Source organism: Rhodopirellula sp. P2, from assembly GCF_028768465.1.
GTDB lineage: Bacteria > Planctomycetota > Planctomycetia > Pirellulales > Pirellulaceae > Rhodopirellula.
The window spans coordinates 1366110-1389067 of record NZ_CP118225.1 but is presented as its reverse complement, the minus strand read 5'-3'; the positions used below and the strand labels follow the sequence as shown (position 1 = coordinate 1389067).

18 protein-coding genes are annotated in these 22958 nt (G+C 56.4%); 8 read left to right on the top strand and 10 right to left on the bottom strand.

The genetic code is table 11. The annotated features are described in order from the left end of the window. Positions 1-8 precede the first annotated feature (8 nt). The 5 genes from PSR62_RS04905 (at position 9) to PSR62_RS04885 (ending at position 6312) form a co-directional block, all read left to right on the top strand. Entirely contained in the window at positions 9-221 is a 213-nt protein-coding gene (locus PSR62_RS04905; RefSeq protein WP_274406698.1) for a hypothetical protein, read from the top strand. Next, positions 218-1657: a tRNA (N6-isopentenyl adenosine(37)-C2)-methylthiotransferase MiaB gene (miaB, locus tag PSR62_RS04900; protein ID WP_274406697.1), complete on the top strand. Its 1440-nt coding sequence runs from the start codon at positions 218-220 to the stop codon at positions 1655-1657. The genes PSR62_RS04905 and miaB overlap by 4 nt, the downstream gene beginning before the upstream one ends. 119 nt (positions 1658-1776) lie before the next feature. Further along, on the top strand, positions 1777-3075 hold the full coding sequence (locus PSR62_RS04895) for a M16 family metallopeptidase (RefSeq protein WP_274406696.1): 1299 nt from the start codon (positions 1777-1779) through the stop codon (positions 3073-3075). Further along, entirely contained in the window at positions 3072-4334 is a 1263-nt protein-coding gene (locus tag PSR62_RS04890; protein WP_274406695.1) for a M16 family metallopeptidase, read from the top strand. The genes PSR62_RS04895 and PSR62_RS04890 overlap by 4 nt, the downstream gene beginning before the upstream one ends. 7 nt (positions 4335-4341) lie before the next feature. Then, positions 4342-6312 carry a hypothetical protein gene (locus PSR62_RS04885; protein WP_274406694.1) on the top strand — a complete coding sequence of 657 codons (1971 nt, stop codon included), beginning with the start codon at positions 4342-4344 and terminating at the stop codon, positions 6310-6312. A gap of 10 nt (positions 6313-6322) precedes the next feature. On the opposite strand, the gene PSR62_RS04880 is transcribed toward PSR62_RS04885, so the two are convergent. The 10 genes from PSR62_RS04880 to PSR62_RS04835 all read right to left on the bottom strand — a co-directional run bounded on the left by PSR62_RS04880 (position 6323) and on the right by PSR62_RS04835 (position 20013). Next, positions 6323-6616, bottom strand: coding sequence for a hypothetical protein (locus tag PSR62_RS04880; RefSeq protein ID WP_274406693.1), 294 nt, complete (start codon positions 6614-6616; stop codon positions 6323-6325). Positions 6617-6829: 213 nt separating this feature from the next. Next, positions 6830-8146: an IS4 family transposase gene (locus tag PSR62_RS04875; RefSeq protein WP_274403829.1), complete on the bottom strand. Its 1317-nt coding sequence runs from the start codon at positions 8144-8146 to the stop codon at positions 6830-6832. Positions 8147-8404: 258 nt separating this feature from the next. Beyond that, the gene (locus PSR62_RS04870; RefSeq protein ID WP_274406692.1) at positions 8405-8827 is read right to left on the bottom strand and encodes a hypothetical protein; all 423 of its coding nucleotides are present in this window, start codon (positions 8825-8827) and stop codon (positions 8405-8407) included. A 408-nt stretch (positions 8828-9235) separates the two neighbouring features. Beyond that, positions 9236-9730 carry a hypothetical protein gene (locus tag PSR62_RS04865; RefSeq protein ID WP_274406691.1) on the bottom strand — a complete coding sequence of 165 codons (495 nt, stop codon included), beginning with the start codon at positions 9728-9730 and terminating at the stop codon, positions 9236-9238. Between the two features lie 24 nt (positions 9731-9754). Beyond that, complete coding sequence (locus PSR62_RS04860) at positions 9755-10357, bottom strand: hypothetical protein (protein WP_274406690.1); 603 nt, start codon at positions 10355-10357, stop codon at positions 9755-9757. A gap of 635 nt (positions 10358-10992) precedes the next feature. Then, positions 10993-13194: a sensor histidine kinase gene (locus PSR62_RS04855; protein WP_274406689.1), complete on the bottom strand. Its 2202-nt coding sequence runs from the start codon at positions 13192-13194 to the stop codon at positions 10993-10995. Positions 13195-13287: 93 nt separating this feature from the next. Next, complete coding sequence (locus PSR62_RS04850) at positions 13288-15279, bottom strand: ABC transporter ATP-binding protein (protein WP_274406688.1); 1992 nt, start codon at positions 15277-15279, stop codon at positions 13288-13290. Between the two features lie 57 nt (positions 15280-15336). Next, on the bottom strand, positions 15337-17379 hold the full coding sequence (locus tag PSR62_RS04845; protein WP_338020136.1) for a vWA domain-containing protein: 2043 nt from the start codon (positions 17377-17379) through the stop codon (positions 15337-15339). Then, a complete protein-coding gene (locus tag PSR62_RS04840) occupies positions 17376-18329 on the bottom strand; it encodes a DUF58 domain-containing protein (RefSeq protein ID WP_274406686.1) in 954 nt (317 codons plus the stop codon). The genes PSR62_RS04845 and PSR62_RS04840 overlap by 4 nt, the downstream gene beginning before the upstream one ends. 4 nt (positions 18330-18333) lie before the next feature. Beyond that, the gene (locus PSR62_RS04835; protein ID WP_274406685.1) at positions 18334-20013 is read right to left on the bottom strand and encodes an ArnT family glycosyltransferase; all 1680 of its coding nucleotides are present in this window, start codon (positions 20011-20013) and stop codon (positions 18334-18336) included. A gap of 118 nt (positions 20014-20131) precedes the next feature. Between PSR62_RS04835 and tnpA the strand changes: the two genes are divergently transcribed. From tnpA to PSR62_RS04820, 3 genes are all read left to right on the top strand, one after another. Continuing rightward, positions 20132-20473, top strand: a complete 342-nt coding sequence (gene tnpA / locus PSR62_RS04830; protein ID WP_274405783.1) for an IS66 family insertion sequence element accessory protein TnpA — start codon at positions 20132-20134, stop codon at positions 20471-20473. After that, on the top strand, positions 20452-20820 hold the full coding sequence (gene tnpB, locus PSR62_RS04825) for an IS66 family insertion sequence element accessory protein TnpB (protein WP_338020135.1): 369 nt from the start codon (positions 20452-20454) through the stop codon (positions 20818-20820). Before tnpA ends, tnpB begins: the two co-directional genes overlap by 22 nt. Positions 20821-20939: 119 nt before the next feature. Further along, on the top strand, positions 20940-22736 hold the full coding sequence (locus PSR62_RS04820) for an IS66 family transposase (protein WP_274405784.1): 1797 nt from the start codon (positions 20940-20942) through the stop codon (positions 22734-22736). Positions 22737-22958 lie beyond the last annotated feature (222 nt).

Here is a 22958-nt window from a genome sequence, read left to right as displayed (position 1 = left end):
CTGGAACGATGATTGCGCTGTGGGGACAAACTTTTCTGACCAATATCAACTGGCTGTGGGTCGCCGGAGCGGCGGTTGCCGCCTGGATTGTCGTCAGTGCCATGAACCGACGCCAAGCCCACCTGACGGAACTGTTGCGGGAGCATGTCAACCGCATCCAAGAGGCCCAAAAGGCCGCTCTCGAAGCCAGCAAAAAACCTTCCGAAGACGAACCGGAGTGATCTCCATGACAAAAACTGTTTACATCAAGACCGTCGGCTGCCAGATGAATGTTCTGGACAGCGAAATGGTGATCGCCGATTTGAAACGCCACGGCTACACCGTCGTTGACACACCTGGCGAAGCCGACCTGCTGCTCTACAACACGTGCAGCATTCGAGAGCAAGCCGAAGAGAAAACGTACAGCGCCCTCGGCAAACTCAAAGACACCAAAGCCCGCCATCCCGAGAAAACCATCGGCGTGATGGGCTGCATGGCTCAGAAAGACCAAGAAACCATCTTTCGCCGCGCCCCCTTTGTCGACATGGTCGTCGGCCCCGGACAACTGCACGCGATTCCCGAAATGCTGACGAAAGTCACCAGCGGCGAAGGACGGCAGATGGCCGTTTCGCTGGGCCGCAAAGATGGCAAGCAAACCGTCGTCGCCCGCAGTCACGAAACCTTCGATCCTTTGCGGGATCCAACCATGCGGCCGACGCCCTTCCAAGCCTACCTGCGAATCCAGATCGGCTGCGACAAGTTCTGCACCTACTGCGTCGTGCCCAACACCCGCGGTCCCGAACAAGGCCGATCGCCCGAAGAAATTGTCTCCGAAGCTCGCGTGCTCGCCGAACAGGGTGCCCTCGAAATCACGCTGCTCGGGCAAACCGTCAACAGCTACCGCCACCGTGGTGAGAGCGGCGAAACCGACATGGCCGGTCTCCTGGAACAATTGCACGAAATCGAGAGTTTGAAACGCATCAAATTCGTGACCAACTACCCCAAGGACATGACCGCCCGGTTGTTGGAAACGATTCGTGACTTGCCCAAGGTCTCGCCGTACCTGCACGTGCCAGCCCAAAGTGGCAGCGATTCCGTTCTCAAACGCATGAAACGCGGCTACACGATCGCCGATTACATGGAGATGTTCGAACGCATCGAAACGATCTTGCCCGAAGCCTCGGTCAGCAGTGACTTCATCGTTGGCTTCTGCGGCGAAACCGACGAGGACTTCCAAAAGTCGGTGCAACTGATCGAACGCTGCCGCTTCAAGAACAGCTTCATCTTCCAGTACAGCGTTCGCGAAGGCACCAAAGCCGCCGCCAACCTGATCGACGATGTGCCTCGCGAAGTCAAAGCGGCTCGCAACAACGAATTGCTGGCCGTCCAAGATCGAATCTCCAAAGAGGACAACCAAAAACTGATCGGCGACACCGTCGAAGTTCTGGTCGAAGGCCCAAGCAAGAAAGCCGACAAATCCGATCTGGATGCACCGATCGTTCAAATGACCGGGCGAACCATCTGCGACCGGATCGTGGTGTTTGATGGCAACCGACGCCAAGCCGGCCAATTGATGGACATTCAAATCGATGATGTCAGCTGTCACACGCTGATCGGCCGCGTCAAAACAGTGGAAGTCGTCTCGCTCGGAATGCCGGGCCTAGCTCCTAGCTCCTAGCTCGCAACCCACGTAGCGAAACTCGTCAAGAGTTTCGAGTTGCACGATGATTCGTCGAAAGTCTTGACGACTTTCGCTACCAATTGAATCCAACTCGCCCTCAGCCCTCAGCGATTCCCTTGCTCAGCACTCAATCTCCCCCGATTCAAACTCGAACGCTCGACAACGGCCTGACGGTCGTCGTGCAACCGATGCCGTGGCTGCGAACCGCTGCGTACACGCTGTGGTTGCCCGCCGGGATCACAACCGAATTGGCTGGCTTGAGCGAAGCACAGCTGGCCGATCCTGAATACCTCGCCTGCCGCGATGGACTGGCATCGCTGACCTGTGAAATGGTCCAGCGTGGTGCAGGAGCCTACAACAGCCGGGAACTGGTTGCCGCCGAAGACAACCTGGGCATCGACAGTGGCAACTCCGCCGCGACCAGCGTCGCGGGGTACTCCGCACGCATGCCGGCCGAATCGTTGCTCCCCGCCATTGAGTTGCTCGCCGATGTCGTGCGTCGCCCGCACTTGCCCGGCAACCAATTCGACGACGCCAAACTGATCCTGGGACAAGAACTCGCCGCGTTCCAAGACGAACCCACCCAGCGTTTGATGCGTCGTCTTCGCGAGCGACAATACGGCCCGCACCTGGGACGAGGCGGGTACGCCAGCGAAACGAGTCTGGAATCGCTCAGCATGGACGACGTCCGCCAGTTCTACACCGATCAGTACCACGCCGGCGGCAGCGTGCTGGCCGTCGCAGGCAACTTCGACGCCAATCAAATCTTCGATTCCATCGAGCAATCCTTTGGCGATTGGAAGTCCGGCAAACGCCCTGCCCTGCCCTCCCCTGCCCCGCTCGATGGCAACGAGCACATCGAACTGCCCAGCAGCCAAACGCACATCGGATTTTCGTTCGATTCGATCCCCTATGGCAGCGATGACTACTTCGTCATGCGAGCCGGAATCGGAATCCTCAGCGATGGCATGAGCAGTCGCCTGTTCGATCGCGTTCGTGAACAACGCGGGCTGTGCTACAGCGTCTGGGCCAGCACCCACACCATCGGCCAACATGGCGCGGTGTTCGGTTACGCCGGCACCACCCCTGCCCGAGCCCAGGAAACACTTGACGTCAGCCTTCGCGAAATCCAACACTTGGCCGACGATCTCGAACAAGAAGAACTCTCGCGTTGGAAAGTTCGCATTGAAAGCGGACTGATCATGGAACAAGAGTCGGCTGGTTCGCGAGCCAGTTCCTTGGCATCTGACCAATATCAACTCGGTCGTGTCATCCCAACCGAAGAACTCGAAGCCAAAATCGAAGCCATCTCACTCGACCAAGTCGCATCCTATTTTCGCCAACACGGTCCGCGTCAATTCCGAATCGTGACCGTCGGACCGGAAGCCCTGCAAGGAGGCGAACCGCTCGCATGAACGAACTCAAATCTACGACCCTAGCAAATGGGTTGCGAATCGTTGCCGACATCGACCTGCGTGGTTACTCCGCCGCAGTGGGTTACTTCGTGCGTGCCGGTGCTCGTGACGAAACCGACATCGAATCGGGACTCAGCCACTTCCTCGAACACATGATGTTCAAAGGGACCGCTCGTCGCTCAGCCTCCGATGTGAACCGCGAACTGGATGAACTGGGCGGCCAATCCAACGCCTACACCTCCGAAGAACAAACGGTCTACTATTCGTCCGTGCTGCCCAAGTACCAAGACCGCATGGTCGACTTGCTGACCGACATGCTCAGCCCGTCGCTGGACGCCGACGATTTCGCGACCGAGCGAAATGTGATCCTGGAAGAAATCGCCAAGTACGAAGACCAACCTCCATTTGGAGCCTTCGAACGGGTGATGGAATGTGCTTACGGCCCTCGCGGGTTGGGACGGCGCGTGCTTGGCACGACTCACTCCATCGAATCGATGCAAGTCGAATCGATGCGAGCCTATTTCAATCGTCGCTATCGCCCCGAAAACATTGTGCTGGCCGCCAGCGGCAACGTTGATTTTGACGGTTTGGTCGCACAAGCCGAAAAGATGACCCAGCACTGGCTCGACCGCCCTGCCCCCTCCGCTTTGGCCAGCGATGATCTCAACACTTCCCCCGAAGGCATCGACCTGACACCGCACTTGAGTGTTCCCGATGCCTCGCAAAGTTACCGGGTGACCTTGGGTGACGGCCCTTCGATGCAATCGCCACTGCGATACGCGATGCGGTTGCTGACATCGATCGTCGGCGATGACGGTGGCAGCCGTTTGTTCTGGGACCTGATCGACACCGGCCGCGCCGAAGTCGCCACGCTTTGGCCGCAAGAGTTCACTGACACCGGTGCCTTGTTCACGTACTTGGTCTGCGCCGCCGAGGACATGGATGCCAATGTTCGCTTGATGAACGAAGTTCTCGGCCGCGTCGCCAGTGACGGTGTCGAGCAATCCGAGCTGGATCAGATCATCAACAAAACGGTCGCCGGTTGCATCATGCAATCCGAACGTCCGTCCAATCGTCTGTTTGGCCTGGGCAGCCGCTGGCTGTGCTGTGGCGACTACCTGTCGCTCGACGAGTTGCTCGACGCCTACCGTGGTGTGACAATCAAACTTGTTGCCGAAGCCGCCCAAACCTACCTGGGCCAACCTGCGACGGAAGTCGTTGCCTCCTCCGCCGAACCTCAATCCAATTTGGTTGGTTGAATAAACGATGAGTGACACGGTCCCCGAGCTGCTACGCCTGAACGATCGCGTCACGTTGCTGCCCATCATCCATGGCAGTGGCCAGTTCGCGTGGCTCACGCGGCGGTTCATGCTGGAACACCACTTCGATTGCCTCGCCGTCCCACTGCCGCCCTCCTTCCAACAACCCGTGGAAGAAGCGGTCCTGGAACTTCCGCGGCCATCGATCGTGCTGCAGCACCCGGCAGCGCAAACGACGTTCGAACCGCCCCTGCCCTTCAATCCGGATCTGACGGCCGAAGAGTACGGCGAATCAGCTGACGACGAGGACGCGGATCCTCTGCCCACCAGCTACGTCCCGATCGATCCCTGCCAAAGCGTGATCATGGCGATCCGTGCCGCGATGGGCGAGCACATGCCGCGGCACTTCATCGATTTGGAAACCAATCATTTCCAACCCTTTTCAACTGTCATGCCCGACCCGCACGCGGTCCGGCACGTGGCGATTGAAAAGTTTGCCGCCGCGATCCTTCCGAGCATTCCGCCACCGAGCGATGAGCTGACTCGCGACCGCATGCACTACATGGCCGCGCAGCTCACCGAACTCGAAAAGAGCTACCAGCGGATTTTGCTGGTCACCAGCATCCTGCATTGGCCCTGGATTCGAGACGCTCATCGACAACTCCGAACCAACCCAGGCCACTCCTTCGATGACATCGAAAACGAAGAGGTCTCCACGCCGACTCGGCACACCATCAACTCCAAGACGCTGCTGTTTTTATTTGGTGAGTTGCCTTTCATCACGTCGCTGCACGAACGTGCTCGAGCTGAACTGGAAGACGACGAAAACTTGCAGATCGACGGCGTCAAAGAACTGTTGATCGCTGGCCGGCAAAGCTACCTCGATGACCTTGGCAATCGCGCCCGCAAGATCACGCCCTTGCTGCTGTCAAAGTGCTTGCAGTACATCCGCAATTTGTCCTTGATCAACCGCCGGATGACACCGGACATGGTCACCATCATCACCGCCTGCAAACAAGTCCTCGGCGACCAATTCGCATTGCACGTCGCCGAAGTCGCGACCAAGTACGCCTACGCGGACGAACCAGGCGCCGACTCCGACCAATGGATCCCTGAATCGGATCAACCGATCACGCTGGGAATCGACCAAGCTCGCTTGCCCAATCAAGATGTCGTGTCGCTGGTCAATCGTTTGCCAGGACCTCCGATCTCGTGGCAAACGATTCAGCTCCAGCGACGGCCCAGCAACAAAGAACGCCACGAATGGCAGCACAACTGGAACCCGTATTCGCAGTGCAGTTACCCGCCCGAAGACGAACGCATTGAGTTGCTCAGAAACCGGGTCAGCGAACGGGCCCAGGCGATCATGGGTCAGGATTTAGCTCGCACCGAAAAGTTCACGACCAGCGTCAAAGACGGGATCGACATTCGTGACACGATTCGACATTGGTACGAAAAAGAGATCTACGTCAAAGTCATGCCGCCCAGCCGCGGGCAACTCGATGCCTGCTTGATGCTGTTCGATTCTCCAGCCGACCCGCGTGATTACCCCTGGCGCACAACTTGGTTTGCCGAACACAAATGGGAATCCACGCTGGCATTCTTCGCCAGCGACTTCCAACAAGAAATGGTCGGCCCCGGCATCGGGCTGGGGATCTACGGTGGCGCGATGTTCTTGTACCCGCCCGTACCGATTCGCGACATCTGGCGTGACCGCCGATTAAATTTCACCGAGACACTCGAGGAACGCTTGATCGCCGCGGCTTGCATGCATTCACGCAGCAAACACGTCGCGATCATGAGCCCCTTGCCGCCCGGTGGCGGATGGAAACGATTGGCCCGCCGGTTCAAAAAACATTTGGTTCACGTGCCGATGTCCTCCTTCAGTGACCAAGAGATCCAACAACTCCGCATGGTCCACGTTCTCAACGGCGGCGATGTCCGAAGCTACGCCGCCGACTTCATCCGAAAAGCCTGACCGCCGCGAACTACAGACGCGTGATCACAAAGAACACCAGCCCAAGAATCCCCAGCAAAATCGCAACCCCATACATCGCCGGAATCTTCTTCGGCTGATTTGCGTCGGGCTCTGGATCCTTGCTCGTTATCAGACTCCGGAGAACCAGTCCCACCACGGTCACCAATACGCCCACGCCCATCACGGCCAGGCTCGGCAACCGCCCTTCCGATTCACTATTGGGCGGAAGAAATGGCAGCACCCAAAAAGCGATCGCTCCATATGCCAGGACCATCAAAAGAACAAACCAGTTCTTCACCAACACCACACATTCCCTCCAAAAGGGGACGGGGGCAATAGTGTTCGGCCCGGCGTTTGCCGGCTGGAATATTGGCGGATGGTTGGCGAGTTGAGTGTGGGTTCATTGCGAAGGAAGCGAAGCGATCCGGCTTGCCCAGGGCCGTTGCGTTTTTGTGTTTGGTACCGCGCAGCATTTACGCCGAGACCAGTCAGGCAAAATGACTTCCCGCAACGCCGATTAGCAAATTTCTTGACGCTCCTCTTTGGCACGCTTTGCCTCTTCTGCAGCAGCTTGCTTTTCGATGTGAGCTATCAGCTCCTCTTCACTGGCTAAGCCTTGAAAGTAGAAACAGATCATTTCAAACGTTCGTTTCGTGGGGCGAGATCCAGTCCACAGGTTGATCAGTAAGCAGGCAATCACCGAACAATAGACTTGGATCTGGATCCCATTGACGTTGTGGCTGATAAGGTGATCGCCGCCCATCAGTTGCTTGTAGAACCGAAAGAAGATTTCAATTGTCCATCGGTAGGAGTAGATCAGGGCAATGATTTCAGCAGGTACATTCAGCAGATTGGTGGCAATGCGAAGGATCCCATCGCTGTTGGGTGCCTTGGAACCTCTCGCCTTTCCGCCTGTGCGGTTTTGATGAGGCGTGCAGCGGATTTGGATCAACCGGATCGGATGATCAGGGGAATTTGAGCTGCTGCTCGATCCTCCAAGCTTCACAATCGTATCGTTGAGCACCCCCGCAGCACGGTCACCCTCGGTTAACTCAAGTTCTTGAGTCGTCTCGTAAACCGTGTTGTCACGTAGTCGGCAAACATAGCTACTCGATGACGCGACGATTGAATTGAAGAGCGAGAACTTGGCATAGCCACGGTCCATCACGTACAAGCGATCTTCTTCGAGCACTCGTTTGAGCACGGCCCGCTCGTCGTGTTCTCCACCGCCGTCAGGTGTCACGTCGACTCGTACGGGCAGCAGGTTATTGACCTCAAAGTGTGTGTGTAGTCGCCATCGCACCAGCGCTGAGCCCGTTGTTTGCTTCAGAATGGATGCGGCAATCAGCGACGGCAAGGCGTTAACAAGTGAGCCATCCACGGCGGTGATCGTTTGCTGAATGCTGCTCAGTCGCGGGTCCGGGGCAGCATCGTTGACTTCAGCAGACAAGGCCTCAATGATCGGCTTGAGAAGGTCTGCAGAGAACAGCCCACCGGCTTCGGATAGCGATCCCAGCGAAGCTTTCTCGTTGCCCAGTTTGTCACGTACTTTCGTCAACTCACTGGCCTGCGAGATTGCTCGCAAACTTGAGACAGTGGGGTTCAGGACATACAGCAACACGAGCATGCAATACTGATCGTAGTGCAGCGTACGGTTGCCAGCGGTATCACGCTGGCACTCATGTTCGTGAAGATGCTCGAGCAGAGGCTTGAGCATGGCGAAGTATTTGAGGCCTTCGATTTTGATCTTTGGCTTGACGAGAGATTCCTGTGTTCGCTCGCCCTGGTCATCAGGAAGCTTTCGTCTTTTGAGTCGCTTGGTTTTGGTTGGCATGGCGAACCAACGATTGCCCGCTCAACGCAGGAGTAAAGCAACATCGACGCATGAGCCAATCCGGTTTCACGCATCTCGACTCTGGCGGATGCAAACCATTGAAAGTTTCACATCATCGCAACTGCCCGCCAGTCTCCTTGAAGCACGAACGAGACACTCTCGCCCAGCGAGCGAAGGCAAGCCAAATTGTCGTTGCTAGCAATTCAGCATCGACCGGCAAACGTCGGGCCGAACACTATTGCCCCCGTCCCCTTTTCTCTAGCCAGCGATCTGTTCGATGGCTGCTTGCTGAGGCATTTCAGCGGCCAACCGCCCCACCGCATCGGCCAGTGCTGGAGAGAGTCGTCCCGTGGTGAAACCTCGACGAACATCGACTACGCCCAAGCGAACGTTCAGCGGAGCGAGTCCGTGATACCAGGCATCGGAAGTTTGAAAGTACCATCGCTCAAAGCGGATCGTTCCCAATCGGGTATGAAGGGTTTGCAAGGTCTTGCGATTGACGCGAAACGACGCCTTGTCGAAACGGAAGCTGCCGGGGCGCTCGTCACTTTCGAGTTTCGAGAGCGCGTGCTGGATGATCAACCGGCCCAGAGAACGGACGAGTGTTTCGATCCGTCTCTCGAACCGGTCAAACGAGGCAGGTGTGACATCGCCCCGCCAAAAAAGATCGTACCGCTGCAATCAACGATACCGCGATGGCGGTGAGTTGCTTGAGGCGTTGCATGTCGAGTTGATCCACAAGTGATCCAGCCAACGCAACTAATCCGTTAGACTTGTTCATGACGTCCGTTTCCTGAGAGTGCTTGTTTGCCAAAACTCACATTAGGGGACGGGCGTCGCTTTTTCTCCAATAGCAATCTCGGATTTTGTCGCCCCAACATCACAAGCACGCGCTACTGAGCCGACTGCACCCAACTGGAGCAAGCGGGTCAATCAAGCACTCAGCGAAAAGGAGATCGAGATGATTCGAACGAGTGTCCAGCGAGGCCGCCCCTTCGGCGACATCGAATGGGTCGAAAAACTCGCTGACAAACACGACCTGTGGTCAACACTCCGATCACGGGGAAGGCCCAAGTCGACCAAACGCACCTAATTCCCCACCGGCTTCTTTTCTTCGCCAGAGTTGACATATTTGACCTCATTGATGCGGTCCAATACGTAGGCGTTGAGAGGAATCGAGTCTTCAACAATGCCGTCGTCAGCCGCCGGTGCTTTTGAGATACTGAGCAGCTTCACTGTCGTGACGCTCGCTCCCGTGCTAATCACCGTCGATGTTGGGAGCCGACCGATTTCGTCAAACAACTCATGCGACTTGAAGACAACGCTGTTGCGACCAGAGGATTCACCAGGGCAGAGGTTTCCGTTCGAGAACGAGTATTCCCCATGGAAATACGCAAGCAGATCGCCAGTCTTCGTGTCGAATGCAACATACGTGAACGGTGTCCCACAAAAAAACGCAGTCTTCCCATTGAAATCAGCGGTCTCTTCCCCTATTCCCGAAGCGTCTGCAATTCCTGCAATCGGTTCTACCATGCCACAGATGCCGTAATCTGACTGAAACGTGTCGGGATAGTACTGGAGCAATGGGTCATCCGTCCGTATAGCCTCCTAATACCCTTGAAAAGCAGTTATATCTGCATTCCAAATTGCGAAAGGATTCCCAATAGGCTCATTGCAGCGATGACCTTCACGTCGGAACCTCATCAACCTCTTCCCGTCCGTAGCCGTGGCTTCATATAGAACAGGATCATCGTTGACATACTTTGTTATTGCAAGAGAGCAGTTTTTTCCATCGTGAAAGGCCTGAAGATGCATGACAGATGGACACTCGCTGAAAGAGACTTTGAACTTGTAGTTTGCTGGCTGAGCGACCTCCCCTCTTTTGGAACATTCCTCGAACACCTCCTCCCATTTCAAAGGCACGTCTTGCAAAGAAAGATAGAGAGATTGGATATGCCCATAATCGTTCGCGTCTAGCCCGGACGAAGTTTCGCTCAAAAAACTGGCGAACTCGTGCAACGAAAACAACCTTCCAAACTTCTCGGCTTCAGTTTCCAACCTCGCCCAGGCGGTCGCTGCCGCTGGCGACACCAAGCCAATTTCCACGCGACGGTCGAGAAGAATTTTCGCATGCTCAAAACGCTCAGGTATTGAACGCTGTTCTTCAACGGCAAAGGAATGATTGCCATCGGTCAACACTGCGAAGAACATGATGACGCATATACCGTGACTGAGCCAAAGCCGCCCATTGAAGCCAACGTTGACGCAGCGAACGCATGTCGCCCAAAGATGTTTTGGGAGATTCAATTTGCAGCAAAGCATTTTTCCTTGAGTCCCAGAAAGGTGACGTAGGTCAATTTCATCAGTCTGTCGCAGACCCAAACACGACGAGATCAACATGCCGTCAGGCGAGCGTCATGTCACGGCCGAAGTTGCCTGCGTTTGATCGGGACCGTGCATGGCGGTCGCCGATCGCCGCAACTCACAATGCCCGAGCGTTCATGACATCATGCGACTTCGGGACCGCAAACGTGCAAGGACCACCACTGCTAAGCAGGTACGCAGGTGCCATCGGGTATGTGAGCCGTTGGCGTTAGCCACGGTTTTCACGCGCAACCGGGGCGAACGCCCAAACGGCTCACATGGTTGTGCCCGATCATTCCAGCCGACCTGCTTAGAACGAAAGAGCTTGATTGATCGCAACGACGGCGAAGTGGATCCATCGAAGTCGTTTCTGCGGCAAGCTACAGAGACTCGAACGATCACACTACCCAAACCCCCATTGAACCGATCGTTTTCGCCGAACCTTCATCTCCGCAAAGCCGAACCTTTCATTTCGGTCAGACTTAGCCTTCTGATTCGGCCAACACAGGTGGCTCGACGCTTTCGAGTGGCATCACGATCTGGCGCGGCCAATGCAGGATGAATCGAGTGCCCTGCCCCAACTCGGATTCCAACTCGATCTTTCCACCATAGGTTTCAACGGTCTTTTTGATGATCGACAGCCCCATGCCGCTCGAGCTCGTCGAATCCGATGGTCCCAGCGTCCGGAAGATCTCGAAGACCTTCTTTTGAAATCGAGAATCGATCCCTGGTCCGTCGTCTTCCACCACAAATCGAATCCACTCGCCACCCTCCAGGGCAGAAACAATCACCTTCCCGTCCTCTCGATCATGGTGCTTGATCGCGTTGTTGATCAAGTTCCGGAGGCAGGTTTCCAATGGTGTCTTGAGTGTCCGAAACGTTGGAAAATCGCCCTCCATGCGGACCTGCATCGCCGCAGGCTTTGCCAACATGCCGAAAATATTCGCGACCAGTCCAGCGGTATCAACTTGCGTCACCCGATCATGAACGCGCCCAGCCCGAGAGTACTGAAGCAGGTCATCGAGCAATTGCTCCATCCGGCTGATGCACTGCTTCAAGGTCCGCAGGTGTTCAGCACTCTCGGCTGGCAACTGGTCGCCAGTGTCCTCCATCACCCAATCTGCCAAGTGCTTGATGTTTCGCAGGGGAGATCGCAGATCGTGCGACGCAACATAGGCGAACGCATCCAAGTCCCGGTTGCTACGACTCAGTTCCCGGATGTGCTGGCGAATCAACGCATCCACACGTCGTTGCTCGGTCACATCACGAACGATGATTGCCGCGAGCTGTTGCTCGCCATCATTCCAGTAGGAGATCGAGATTCGCGCCGGAAAGGTCCCCCCATCTTCTCGAATGCACATCAGCTCATCATCCGTTGTCGAGGAAGACGCTGCGGGCTTGGTGCGAAGCGAGCTCTCGAAAAGACAGCTCGCCGAGGTCCCAATCAGCTCGCTTGCCGAATACCCAAAGGCATCCATGGTCGCCGGATTCCCATAAATGACTTGTCTCGATTGATCCAGCAACACAATCGGATCATGCGCTGTGTCGCATACCGCTTGGAACTGTTGTTGAGCCTTGCGAAACTCACTAGTCATTTGTTTGGCGAGTGTCTCGGCATGGCGCTGTTGGCGACCAATGGAACCGATGACCAGGAACAGCAACATATCGACGAACAAACCGACAATTGCCACCGCCAAACTGATCGCCGACTCGCCACCGCTGATAAAACCGGGCTGGGACTCGAAGTGGATCGTCCAATCGCGGCCACGAAGATGAAGTGGCTTGGTCAGCACAAAATCGGCTTGGCCTGCCTTGGACTCCTCTGACAATGGTTCGTTGCTGTCGTAGAGCAATTCGGCTTCGGTCCGATCCACGCCGTCATAAACACGAAACTCAATGTCTGACAAATTGGCCCTCCGAATTCCGGTCATCAAATCTCTGGTCCGGAACGGCGCGTAGACGAATCCAGTGACGGCAGCCGTTCGCTGGGCAGGTGTCTCAACCGGTTGATCACGCTGAAAGAGAGGCAAATACAACAGAAAACCTCGCTGGATATCGTCCTCGGTTTCTTGAACTAACTTGACAACCCCTGAGATCGTAGGCTCCCCCGACGCGATGGCCGCATCCATGGCCGCGCGGCGGGTTTCCTCGGAATACATGTCGAAACCAAACGCTCTTTGATTTCGCCAATCAAAAGGTTCGAGGTAGTCGATTGCCGTGTATCGGTCACGCGGACCAGCAGGTCGGATGTCAAAGTCCGGAAAGCCTTCGGCGCGAATGGATTCAACGAAGGCGTCCTTGTCATCCGCGTCCACCACCCGGCTGAATCCAACCCCTTGAATGCCAGGGTAATACTCTTGAAACCGAGAGTTCTCAAAGTAGATCCGCCACTCATCGCGGGAGACATCTTCGGAGGCCTCAAGCAAACCAACGCCACCACGAAGCACCTGTTCGTACTCCAGCATTCGCTGCTCGATCGAGACTTCCATCTCACTGACGCGAAACAGGAAGCGATCGGACGCGTGATTGCGGATGTACTGGCTCGACAAGTACCAGGCGATGGCTGTCACGGCCAGCGAAATGGCGAGGATCCCCCAAGCCAGTGCCGAACTGCGAACAGCCGCAAATTCTCGCAAACGATTGATCATTCGACCGAACAGCGGAAATGGGTTCGAATTCGTCATCGTCGATCGAAATACCTGCGTCACGCGGAACGAATCGCTGATTGCAAGTCAGAACCCTGAATCCGAATCATACGGGATCCCAGGCGTCTTGTCTCACGAATTTGCCGGCAGGCCTTGGTCCATTTGCAGCATCACCATGTCGCGGTAGCGTCCGCCGCTCGCAACCAATTGATCATGCGTCCCAATCTCCAGCACCTCCCCGTCTTCCAAGACCACAATTTTGTCCGCGTTCATGATCGTGCTCAGTCGGTGAGCGATCACGAATGCGGTTCGGTCCTGCAACAACTCGCTCAAACTGTCCTGGATCAAACGCTCGCTTTCGCTATCGAGATTGCTGGTTGCTTCGTCCAAGATCAGGATCTGAGGATCCGCTAAGATCGCTCGTGCGATGGCCAATCGCTGACGTTGACCGCCCGACAACTTGACGCCACGTTCTCCGATCACCGTGTCGTATCCTTCGGGGAACTTGCGAATGAACTCATCCGCTGCCGCTGCACTTGCCGCTGAGATCACTTCCTCGCGAGACGCTCGGCGGCGGGCATAGGCGATGTTTTCGTGGATGGAACCGTCGAACAAAAACACATCCTGCTCCACAATCCCCAGCAACGCTCGATAGCTCGACAACTGAATGTCTCGCAAATCCCGACCGTTGAAGCAAATCGCTCCTTCACTGGGATCATAAAACCGAGCGATCAAGTTGGTTAGCGTGGTCTTGCCCGCTCCACTGCGTCCCACCAACGCGATCGTTTGCCCCGAGGCCACTTCAAAACTGACGTCTTTCAGCACGGGTGTGTCGGTTCCTGGATAGCAGAACGAAACGTTCCGAATGGACAGATCACCAACCAGTTGCTTGGACGGCAACGCGATCGCCCCCTCGCGACTGGGCAGTTCGTCTTCCACCTCCAACACATCAAGCACACGATCCAATCCGGCCAGATTGTTCTGGAATGCGACGGCACTGCCCGCGATCGTTGCCAATGGGTCCAGCAGCATCGTCAGATACACCAAGAACATCATCAGATCACCGAGCGTCAAATTCCCCTCAATGATCTGATAGCCGCCGTACAACAGCAATCCGGTCGAAGCAAGCGGGATCAGCACCTCCCAGATCGTTTCGATGATCCGCATCCACCACCAAGTGAACAACTGCTGGCGAACCAAGAAGTCCCCTTCCCGCACATAGCGACTCGATTCGCTGCGGGATCGCGAAAACGTTCGCACGACTCGGATGCCACCGAAGGTTTCGGTCGCCCCGCTGTCGATCTTCTGACGTTGCTTGCGCACATCACGAAACAGAGGACGGATGCGGTTGATGTAGGTGCGGTGCGTCAACCACACAGTGGGCAACAGAAACATCCCTCCCAGCATCAACTTCCAATCCACCAGCATCAAAATGACCAGACTGCCAATGAACTGCACGATCGCCCGCCAGGGGTTGTACAGCATGCTGAAAATCAGTTCCGCGACACCGCCCGCGTCCTCTCGGATCAGACTGGCCACACCGCCGCTTTTCATCGAATGCACGTGATGCAGCGGCAAATGAACCGCGTGATCAAACACCGTTGCCCGGATGGACACTTGCGTTTTGTTGGACGCTTTGGTGGCGATCCAACGTCCCACCAAATTCACCGCGGTTCCGATCGCGGTCAGGATCGTCACGATCAATCCGATCGCGACCAGCACTCGCATCGGAGACGACATGGGGTCGCCAAGAATCGCGGTCAGATTGGGGATCGCGTCCACCCAATCCGGCAGCGGTTTGGGGGGACGAGTCAGCACCGAATCGATGGCCAACTTGGTCCCCAAGGGCGGGATCAATCGCAAACCAATGCTGACCGTCAACAACGCGAGAGCCGTCAAAATGGCCCCTCTTTGCCCGGCGATCAGTTGCCAAAACGCGAGGAACAACTCACGAAACGATCGATCTCGGGTCCCAATTTTTTTTCCACCAGGACCGCCACCGTGATGATGCCCGCCACGGCCGCTGGCCAAATCTTTTTCGGTGTCCTGATTCCCTCGGCGATGACGATCGCGAACCGCTTGACGATAGGCTTCAAAACGACGGCGACTGGGCGAACTCGGCATCGAACAACAATGTGCGTGGAAACAAACAACCAATGGAATCATCGGGGTCCGTCAATCCTACGCCAAACGCCTCGTGTAGAACCACCACTCCAATGCCATCAACAGCAACACGGCGATCAACAGCGGCCGCCAAAACTCGCGTCGCACCTCGATTCCCGCATCGGTTGCTTCCACCGACTCGTACCCCAACTCGACCGTTGGTTTCGCTGCCAACCGACTCTCACGAGCATCAAACAAATTGACCGCAAACCGATCGACCACCTGATCCGTTTCCGCGGCGATCAATTGATAATTGCCGGGCTGAGACGTCGACACGATTTCAACCACGCCCCCCGCACCGACCGGTTGCTTGCCCAGCGACTCCGCCCTGCCCTGCCCCACTGTCCGAACCACTTCGACTGATTCCAGAACGTTTTCCAAGCGCGCCATCACGGTCTGCCCCGGTTGATAGCTCGGTGCCCCTGACGACTGAGCCGCCCCCGCCAAGTTTCTCAATACGTTGAACATAAACACCGGCCAAGAGCGTTCAGCGTACCAATTGGTGTTGGCCTGCATGTCACCCGATTCGTCTTCGCTGACAAGCGGGAACCCCAACACCAAATCTTGGTATCCATCGCGAGAAGCGATCGCCATCACCGGACCAACATCCGATTCCACCAAGGTCAACGAGCCCGCCGGCCCTTCCACAGCTCGACCGGAAAACACCAGCAACGAATACAGCTCAAGATATCGCAGCACCGGATGCGTTCGGTCGATGTCGATCAACGTCAACGCGCCCGACTCGGTTTTCCACTTCCAATCATCGTTGGGCAATTCCCCCATGGTGAACGTGTTGGTCGGAGGAGATTCCTTGGGGCGGCATCGATCGTAAACGATCAAATCGTCGCGGCCCGAATCCACCCGTTTTTGATACGCCTCGGTTTCCATGTAGTCAGGCGTCACAAATTCGCAAGACGCGATCTGCTGGCACTTGGGCGTTGTCAGGCCCAGCTCCAACGCTCGGTTGCCGGGAGTGACGACCAACACCGAGACCAACCCGGCGGGAGTCAACGCCGCAAAGGCTTCGTTGTCGATCATCAGGTCATCCTCGCCATCCAACTGCAACCTCAACGCAACCGCATCGGAAGATTCAATCGTGAACGACAAACCGGTCTGGTCCTCAGGTTCCAAATCCACCGAAGCCGCATCCACCAAGTTCTGATCGATGTACAAGGATGCTTCCGTGGACTCCTTTGTCGTGCCCGTGTTCAGCACTGTTGCGAACACTTGGATTTGATCGGGGTTCTGCAAATCACGCTGAGCGGAGAACGAAACGATTGCCAAATTGCGAACCGCATCGGAGCCAATCGAAACATAGGTCGGCTGCAAGTTCCCTAAGCTGAACTGCGTCACATCCCCAAAGTTCCCATCGCTGTAAAGCATCAACTCAGCGGGCATCGCATCGGCAACCTGGACATCGTTGACGTCCCCGATCTCGCTGGTCCGGCGTGGATTGGCCAAACCATCCGCGGCCCGCAGCGCCCCCAGAATATCCGTCGGTCGATTCGTGACTTCACATCGGTCCAGTGCATCCCGCAAACGATTGCGATCCGAAGTGAAGGCCTGCATCACTTCGGCGCGGTCACTGAAAGTCACCAGCATCGCCGACTCCGAATCCGTCATCGTGTCGATGCGATCGCCGATTTGTCGGCGGGCTTCCTCAAACCGACTGCGACCGCCCTGCCCTGGCCTGGCCTGCCCTGCACCTTCCGCGTTTCCCGCGGGTGCTTGCATGCTGGCGGACGTATCCAGCAGAAACACCATCCGGCCCAGCGAATTCGCTTCGCCTCGGATGCCTGGTCGGAATAAAGCGAACGCGGCCAACAACACCGCCAGCAATTGCAGCAACAACAGCAGGCTGTTTCGAAGCCGTTGCAGCAAACTGTTGACGTGCAGGTCCTCGATCGTTCGAGACCACAAGTAGGTGCTCGGAACCTCGACCGGTTCGCGTCGCAACTTCAAGAAGTAAAGCAGCACGATGCCCACGGGCACGCACGCCAACACCACCCACGGCCACACTCCCGAAAGAGCCGGGATCCAACTCATGGCACCATCATTCATCGCACCACCCCACGAGTTCGCAGGTACTGGGTGATCACGGTTTCAATCGGCGTGTCGGTGGGAACCATCACGTGCACAATCGACCGCTTCGCACAGTATTGCCGGATCTCATGGAGAAAGGCTTTGAGGTTGGCTTGGTACTTGTCCAACACAAATTGATTGACCGTGATTTCGGCCGCATCGCCATCTTCGACATCAATCAACCGGCGATCACCTCGTAGTGGCGGATCAATTTCTTCTTGCGACAACACCTGCAGCACAAACACATCGATTTGCCGACCGACCAACATTCGCAATGCCGATTCGTAGCCTTCCTTGTCCATCATGTCGGTGATCAGCACGACCACGCCGCTGCCACCACCTCGCGTCACAAAGTCCTTGACACCGTCGTGCAGCGAAACATTTTCGCCTCCCGACAAACCGTCCAAGTAGTTCAACATTTTCCAAAACGAACCACGTGACCGAAGCACGGGAGCATTGTGACCGGCTTGCCCCATGGCTCGAACACAAACACGGTCTCCATGACAAAGCCCCACGTACCCAAGCGCGGCCGCAAGCTGCTTGGCGACACGCAGCTTGTTCGGTGTTCCAAAGTTCATCGACGCGCTGGTGTCGATCAAGGCATGAAAGTGCAGGTCCTCTTCTTCTTGGAACAGTTTCAAAAACAACTGATCCAGCCGAGCGTACAAATTCCAATCGATCAGCCGGAGGTCATCGCCCGGCACGTAATTCCGAAAGTCAGCGAACTCGACGCTTTGACCTTTCCGGCGACTGAGGCGTTCGCCTTTCATCCGCCCCCGAAAGATCTTCCGAGAAACGAGCTCCAGCCGTTCCAGCCGACCCAACAAGGCTGGCGTCAACAAAGGCCCAGACGCTTGCCGCTTGGCATCGGTCGGGGTGCTGGCTGCGGGAGTCGGTTCGGTCGTCGACGAAGCGGGTGCGTTGCTCATCGCCTCAGTTTAGCCGATCCACATCCTGCCGAGGCGAGCTCTGTGGCCTTGTTTCCGGGTTACCGTCTGGGAACAAGGCAGACGAACCGCGACCACGCAAGTTCACGGTCGATTTGAGGCAGTAGACAACGATTGTATTGCCAATCCTTTCGGCCGGATTTTGAGTTGCGAAAAAGCGTCCGACATTCGACTCTCGTTCAAACCCGTGCAGAGCGTTCACGCCAATGGCATACCAGCCAGGTGTCAGCGTTCGTGGATCCAATGGTCGCCCCGGAATGGGAAAGATGCCCCGCTGTTCAGATTGATAGCGTCCCACTTGAACACTACCGTGCAACCAGCAATGGAGAGTCCCTCGATCAAGGTTCTCGTGCTTCCAATCCTCTAAAAGAAGATAGTCTTGGCCCCAATCGGTATCGGCACCCAACAGGTGGCGGTGCCCGCTCAGTGAACCGCCTGAGAGCCAGTTGTAGTAACTCGTCATATTAGGAGTTGCGTTGAGGGCAATGGCGACGCTCGTTACGATCAGTCCCCATCGCAACCACCGGATCGAAGACAACTTCGCCAGAGTGCCACTGAGAGCAACAATTCCCAGCGGCAGCAAGGAAAGCGAATACCGACCGTGCTGGGACAACCCGTTTTGACTGCACAGCAAAATCCCGAGCAGCACGATCGTCGGTATCAGCACAACACAAGCCCCGCGTTCGCCGAGTCGGCTCGGCTTCCACAAGAACAGCAGAAGTGAAAGCGCAATCACAGCCAGCAGTGGCTCCGGCATCTTGATCAGCCAGAGATAACCATAGAACCACCAAACACCTATCTCTCGTCGCTGCCCAGCAACAAAGGACGGTTCTCCCTGTTCGAAGTCCAACTTTTGAACATCCAACCCAATCACGAAATCCAGCGGCAATCCGATGGGGCAATTCTTCGTCACGGGGATCCACGAACTCAGTTCATCCCGAAAAGTTCGAACAAATCCAGATTGCAGCGGCACGTCGCGGAGTCTCGTCCCGCTCCCATGAAAACCATAAGCAACATTCAAAACTAAAAAGGCAACGAAGAAGACCCAAAGCAATGAAATCATCCGCTCGCGCCATTCTCTCCAAGACCAACGGTGAGCGATTCCCGAGACCAACGTTACCAAGATCCAAATGACGGGTAGGATCAACCACACCGATTTGGTCAGCAGCGCCAAGCCGAGCGACGCGGCAACGGCGGCGGTGGCCCGTGGCGACCCCGACCGCATCCATCTGCAAAAACAGTAGCTAGCCAACAGCCCTGTGGCTGCAGCGGGCACATCGGGGGTGATCGTTGCGGCCCATCCGATGAACATGGGGTTGAACGCCAACAACGCCATGGCCAGCACCCCTGTTCCATGATCATGCAACTGCGTCGCCCAGTGGTACACCAGCAGCATGGACAGCAACCCGAACGGAAGCATCATGCACCGCGAGACCCACAGATCAGTAAAAATCTGGCGTCCACGCTGTTCCGCCAACTCATTGCCAGCAATGAACTCCGTTCGATAGGGATCGCCATCGATCCCATTGGTCAGCGGACAATCGATTGCAGCGGCATGGGGCACCGCCGCGAGCATCCGAGTCAGTGGAGGATTGACACGGTAGCTGAACGCGGTGTGAGTTCGCAAACCAATCAGACCGGAGGCCAAATGAGCGCATTCGTCCACATGCGGTGACTTCCACACAATCGAATGCAACTGCAAAGTAACCGTTCACCAGAACCGTTGTAGGCGCGAGGTTTAGCTTGGTGGGTTTTGTTTCGCTTCCCTTTCGCGGAGAGAACCCATGACACACTCCCAAGCAGCTCAACGATGGGCCGAACGTTTGCAGCGGTTTAGCCAGTCCGAGATGACTGTTGCTCAGTTCTGTGCTGCCGAAGGCGTTTCGCAGCCATCTTACTATCACTGGCGACGCAAGTTGCTTGGACCTGCCAAAGCCGCTGGTCCTGCTTCGCCGCCCGATTCCGGCCCGACACCCGCCCTGATCCCTGTTCGCATCGTCGATTCGCAAGGCCAGCAGGCACCGCCGCCAAAGACGAACGTTCGAACAACGGTGCAGTTGCCCGGTGGTGTCTCAATCGAGGTCGAAGTACTCGGCTCGGATGCATGCGAAGCGGGGCGGCCATGACCGGACTACCTCAGGGATCTCCGATCTTCCTGTGCACCACGCCGGTGGACTTCCGCAAAGGCTTCGACGGGCTGACCGGCATCGTCACCTCGCAGCTCGGCCAAAGCGTCACCAGCGGTTCGTTGTTCCTGTTTGTCAATCGAAAGCGCGATCGCATCAAAGCCCTGTGGTGGGAGACCGGAGGACTGACGCTCTGGTATCGCCGTCTGGAGCAAGGGACCGTCGAGCTGCCCAAAGCGGGCAGTGATCAAACCCACGTCACGATCGACGCTGTCGAGCTGGCGATGTGGCTCGGGGGCGTCGATTTGGCTTCGGCCCGGGTCAGGCGAAAACGGATGGCGGCGTGAACACGTTTTTCTAGCGACCCGCTCACCACGCGGCATGACGAAGGAATCTTGGTCATGCCGCTTCTTTTTGCGCTCATGCGTCTTGGGCGTTTGAAAGCAGTTTCTATAATGTCGCCATCATGGATGCCAAAGCACTTCGAGACGATCCCGATTCCGCTGCCGCGTTGATCGCATCGCTGCGAAAGCAAGTCGAAGAACAGGCAGCTGCACTGGAGCGAAAGGACAAGCAGCTCACCGAGCAGGCTCATTCGGTGCTGGAAGTCAAAGCGGTCAATGACAAACTCAGCGAAGAAAACGCCGAACTGAACCTGAAGGTCGAGAAGTTGCTGCGACAACTCTTTGGCCGCAAGAGCGAACGTCGAGTCGATAGCGAAGGACAGTTGTTCCTGGACCTCGGTGAAGAAGCCACGCCGGAGGTCGTCAGTGCGATCGAAGAAGCGATCCGCGAGGCCGAACAGATCGTCCGTGACAACGAAGAAAAGAACGGCAAGCCCAAACCGCCTCGCAAAACGGATCGAAAATTTCCCGAACATCTGCCTCGCAGTGAACGCATTGTCGATCTGCCCGAAGACCAGCGAGCCGGCCTCAAACTGATCGGCTATGACGAAGTCGAGCGACTTGCCTGGAAGCGAGCCGAGCTTCGCGTTGAAGTCGTCAAGTACGCCAAGTATGCGGTGCCTGCTGATCCATCGAACCCCGACAAAAAGCCTGGAATCATCAGTCCCGAGCGTCCGACCGGGTTGGTTGAAGGCGACCGCTTCGATGTCTCCGTCGCCGTCGAAGTGGTCGCTCAGAAGTACTTCTTTCACATGCCGTTCTATCGCCAGCAAGACATGTTCGCCGGCAGCGGTTGGACGCCCAGTCGCTCGACGCTTTGCAATCTCGAAACCCAGGTCGAGTTCGCCCTGCAGCCGCTGGCCGATTACCTGCGAAGCTTCTTGAAGACCGATACCTGTATCGGCTGTGACGATACAGGCGTGGTGCTGATCACTCCGGCGGCGATGCCTGACTTGTCGAACCATCCTCGCGGTGATCGGATCGCCGAAGTCTTTGAAGATGCGATTCGAAAAGGTAAGCCGAGCATCAAAGCGAACTTCTGGGGCTACTATGCTTCGAGGTTGCCGGTGGTGGCGTTCGACTTCACGGTCAGTCGTCACCGTGACGGGCCGGATGACGTGCTGGGCGATTACAAAGGAACTTTAATTGGAGACTGTTGGTCGGGCTTTCAAAAGATCGATGTTCGAAGCGACGAGCGAATTCAGTTCGCCGCGTGCTGGGCCCATGCGCGCCGCAAGATCGACGAGTGCCGCGGTGCATTCCCGCTTCAGGTTGCAAAGCTGGAATCGTTGATCGGGATGCTGTATGACGTCGAAGACCAGATCAAAGGTTTACCCGAGACGGAGGCCCTTGCACGTCGGCAAGAGGTATCGCGACACGTGCTTGGCCTGATCGAGGACTACCTATCGAGCGATCAGTTGAGCAGTCCGGCGGTGCTTCCCAAGAGCAACCTAGCTGCCGCGGCTGGCTATGTGCGTCGGCACTGGAAGGCACTGGGTCGCTTCACCGAAGATATCAGCATCCCGATCGACAACAACGACTGCGAACAGTTGATGAAACGCGTTGCGACGGGCAGAAAGAACTGGCTATTCAAAGGCTCGCTTGCCGCTGGGGAGCGAGCGGCGAACTTGATGACAGTCATCGTCAGTGCGGTGCGCAATGACTTGGACGTGCATGCCTACTTGGAAGATGTGCTGCGACGGACCTTGGCTGGTGAAACCGACTGGGCTTCGATGGCGCCTCACGTTTGGAAGTTAGATCACTGCGAATCGATCCGAACGTACCGCCAGGACGAGCGTCGCCAAGCGGCCGACCGCAAGCGAGTCCGCCGCGCTCGCCGCCGACGTCTCAAGAAATAGTCAACCGGGCAACCCGGAATGGTTCTGGTGAACGGTTACACTGCAAAAGCACTGACAGCGTGATGATCGCCATCACCACTCCAAACCGCACCATTGCAAAACCTTTCGCAAGTATACCCCCGATCCGGCTTCGACTAACAATGCTAAGACACACGGATCCTGCCGGAGAATTGACGGCATGGAACACTCGACGACTGGACTAATCACAACGCAATCGAAGCA

What these genes read in the sequence shown, in the direction of transcription:
- PSR62_RS04905 (WP_274406698.1), top strand. Translation starts at nt 9, where the DNA reads ATGATTGCGCTGTGGGGACAAACTTTTCTGACCAATATCAACTGGCTG.
- PSR62_RS04890 (WP_274406695.1), top strand. Translation starts at nt 3,072, where the DNA reads ATGAACGAACTCAAATCTACGACCCTAGCAAATGGGTTGCGAATCGTT.
- PSR62_RS04885 (WP_274406694.1), top strand. Translation starts at nt 4,342, where the DNA reads ATGAGTGACACGGTCCCCGAGCTGCTACGCCTGAACGATCGCGTCACG.
- PSR62_RS04875 (WP_274403829.1), bottom strand. Translation starts at nt 8,146, where the DNA reads ATGCCAACCAAAACCAAGCGACTCAAAAGACGAAAGCTTCCTGATGAC.
- PSR62_RS04860 (WP_274406690.1), bottom strand. Translation starts at nt 10,357, where the DNA reads ATGTTCTTCGCAGTGTTGACCGATGGCAATCATTCCTTTGCCGTTGAA.
- PSR62_RS04855 (WP_274406689.1), bottom strand. Translation starts at nt 13,194, where the DNA reads ATGACGAATTCGAACCCATTTCCGCTGTTCGGTCGAATGATCAATCGT.
- PSR62_RS04850 (WP_274406688.1), bottom strand. Translation starts at nt 15,279, where the DNA reads ATGCCGAGTTCGCCCAGTCGCCGTCGTTTTGAAGCCTATCGTCAAGCG.
- PSR62_RS04845 (WP_338020136.1), bottom strand. Translation starts at nt 17,379, where the DNA reads ATGAATGATGGTGCCATGAGTTGGATCCCGGCTCTTTCGGGAGTGTGG.
- PSR62_RS04840 (WP_274406686.1), bottom strand. Translation starts at nt 18,329, where the DNA reads ATGAGCAACGCACCCGCTTCGTCGACGACCGAACCGACTCCCGCAGCC.
- tnpA (WP_274405783.1), top strand. Translation starts at nt 20,132, where the DNA reads ATGACACACTCCCAAGCAGCTCAACGATGGGCCGAACGTTTGCAGCGG.
- tnpB (WP_338020135.1), top strand. Translation starts at nt 20,452, where the DNA reads ATGCGAAGCGGGGCGGCCATGACCGGACTACCTCAGGGATCTCCGATC.
- PSR62_RS04820 (WP_274405784.1), top strand. Translation starts at nt 20,940, where the DNA reads ATGGATGCCAAAGCACTTCGAGACGATCCCGATTCCGCTGCCGCGTTG.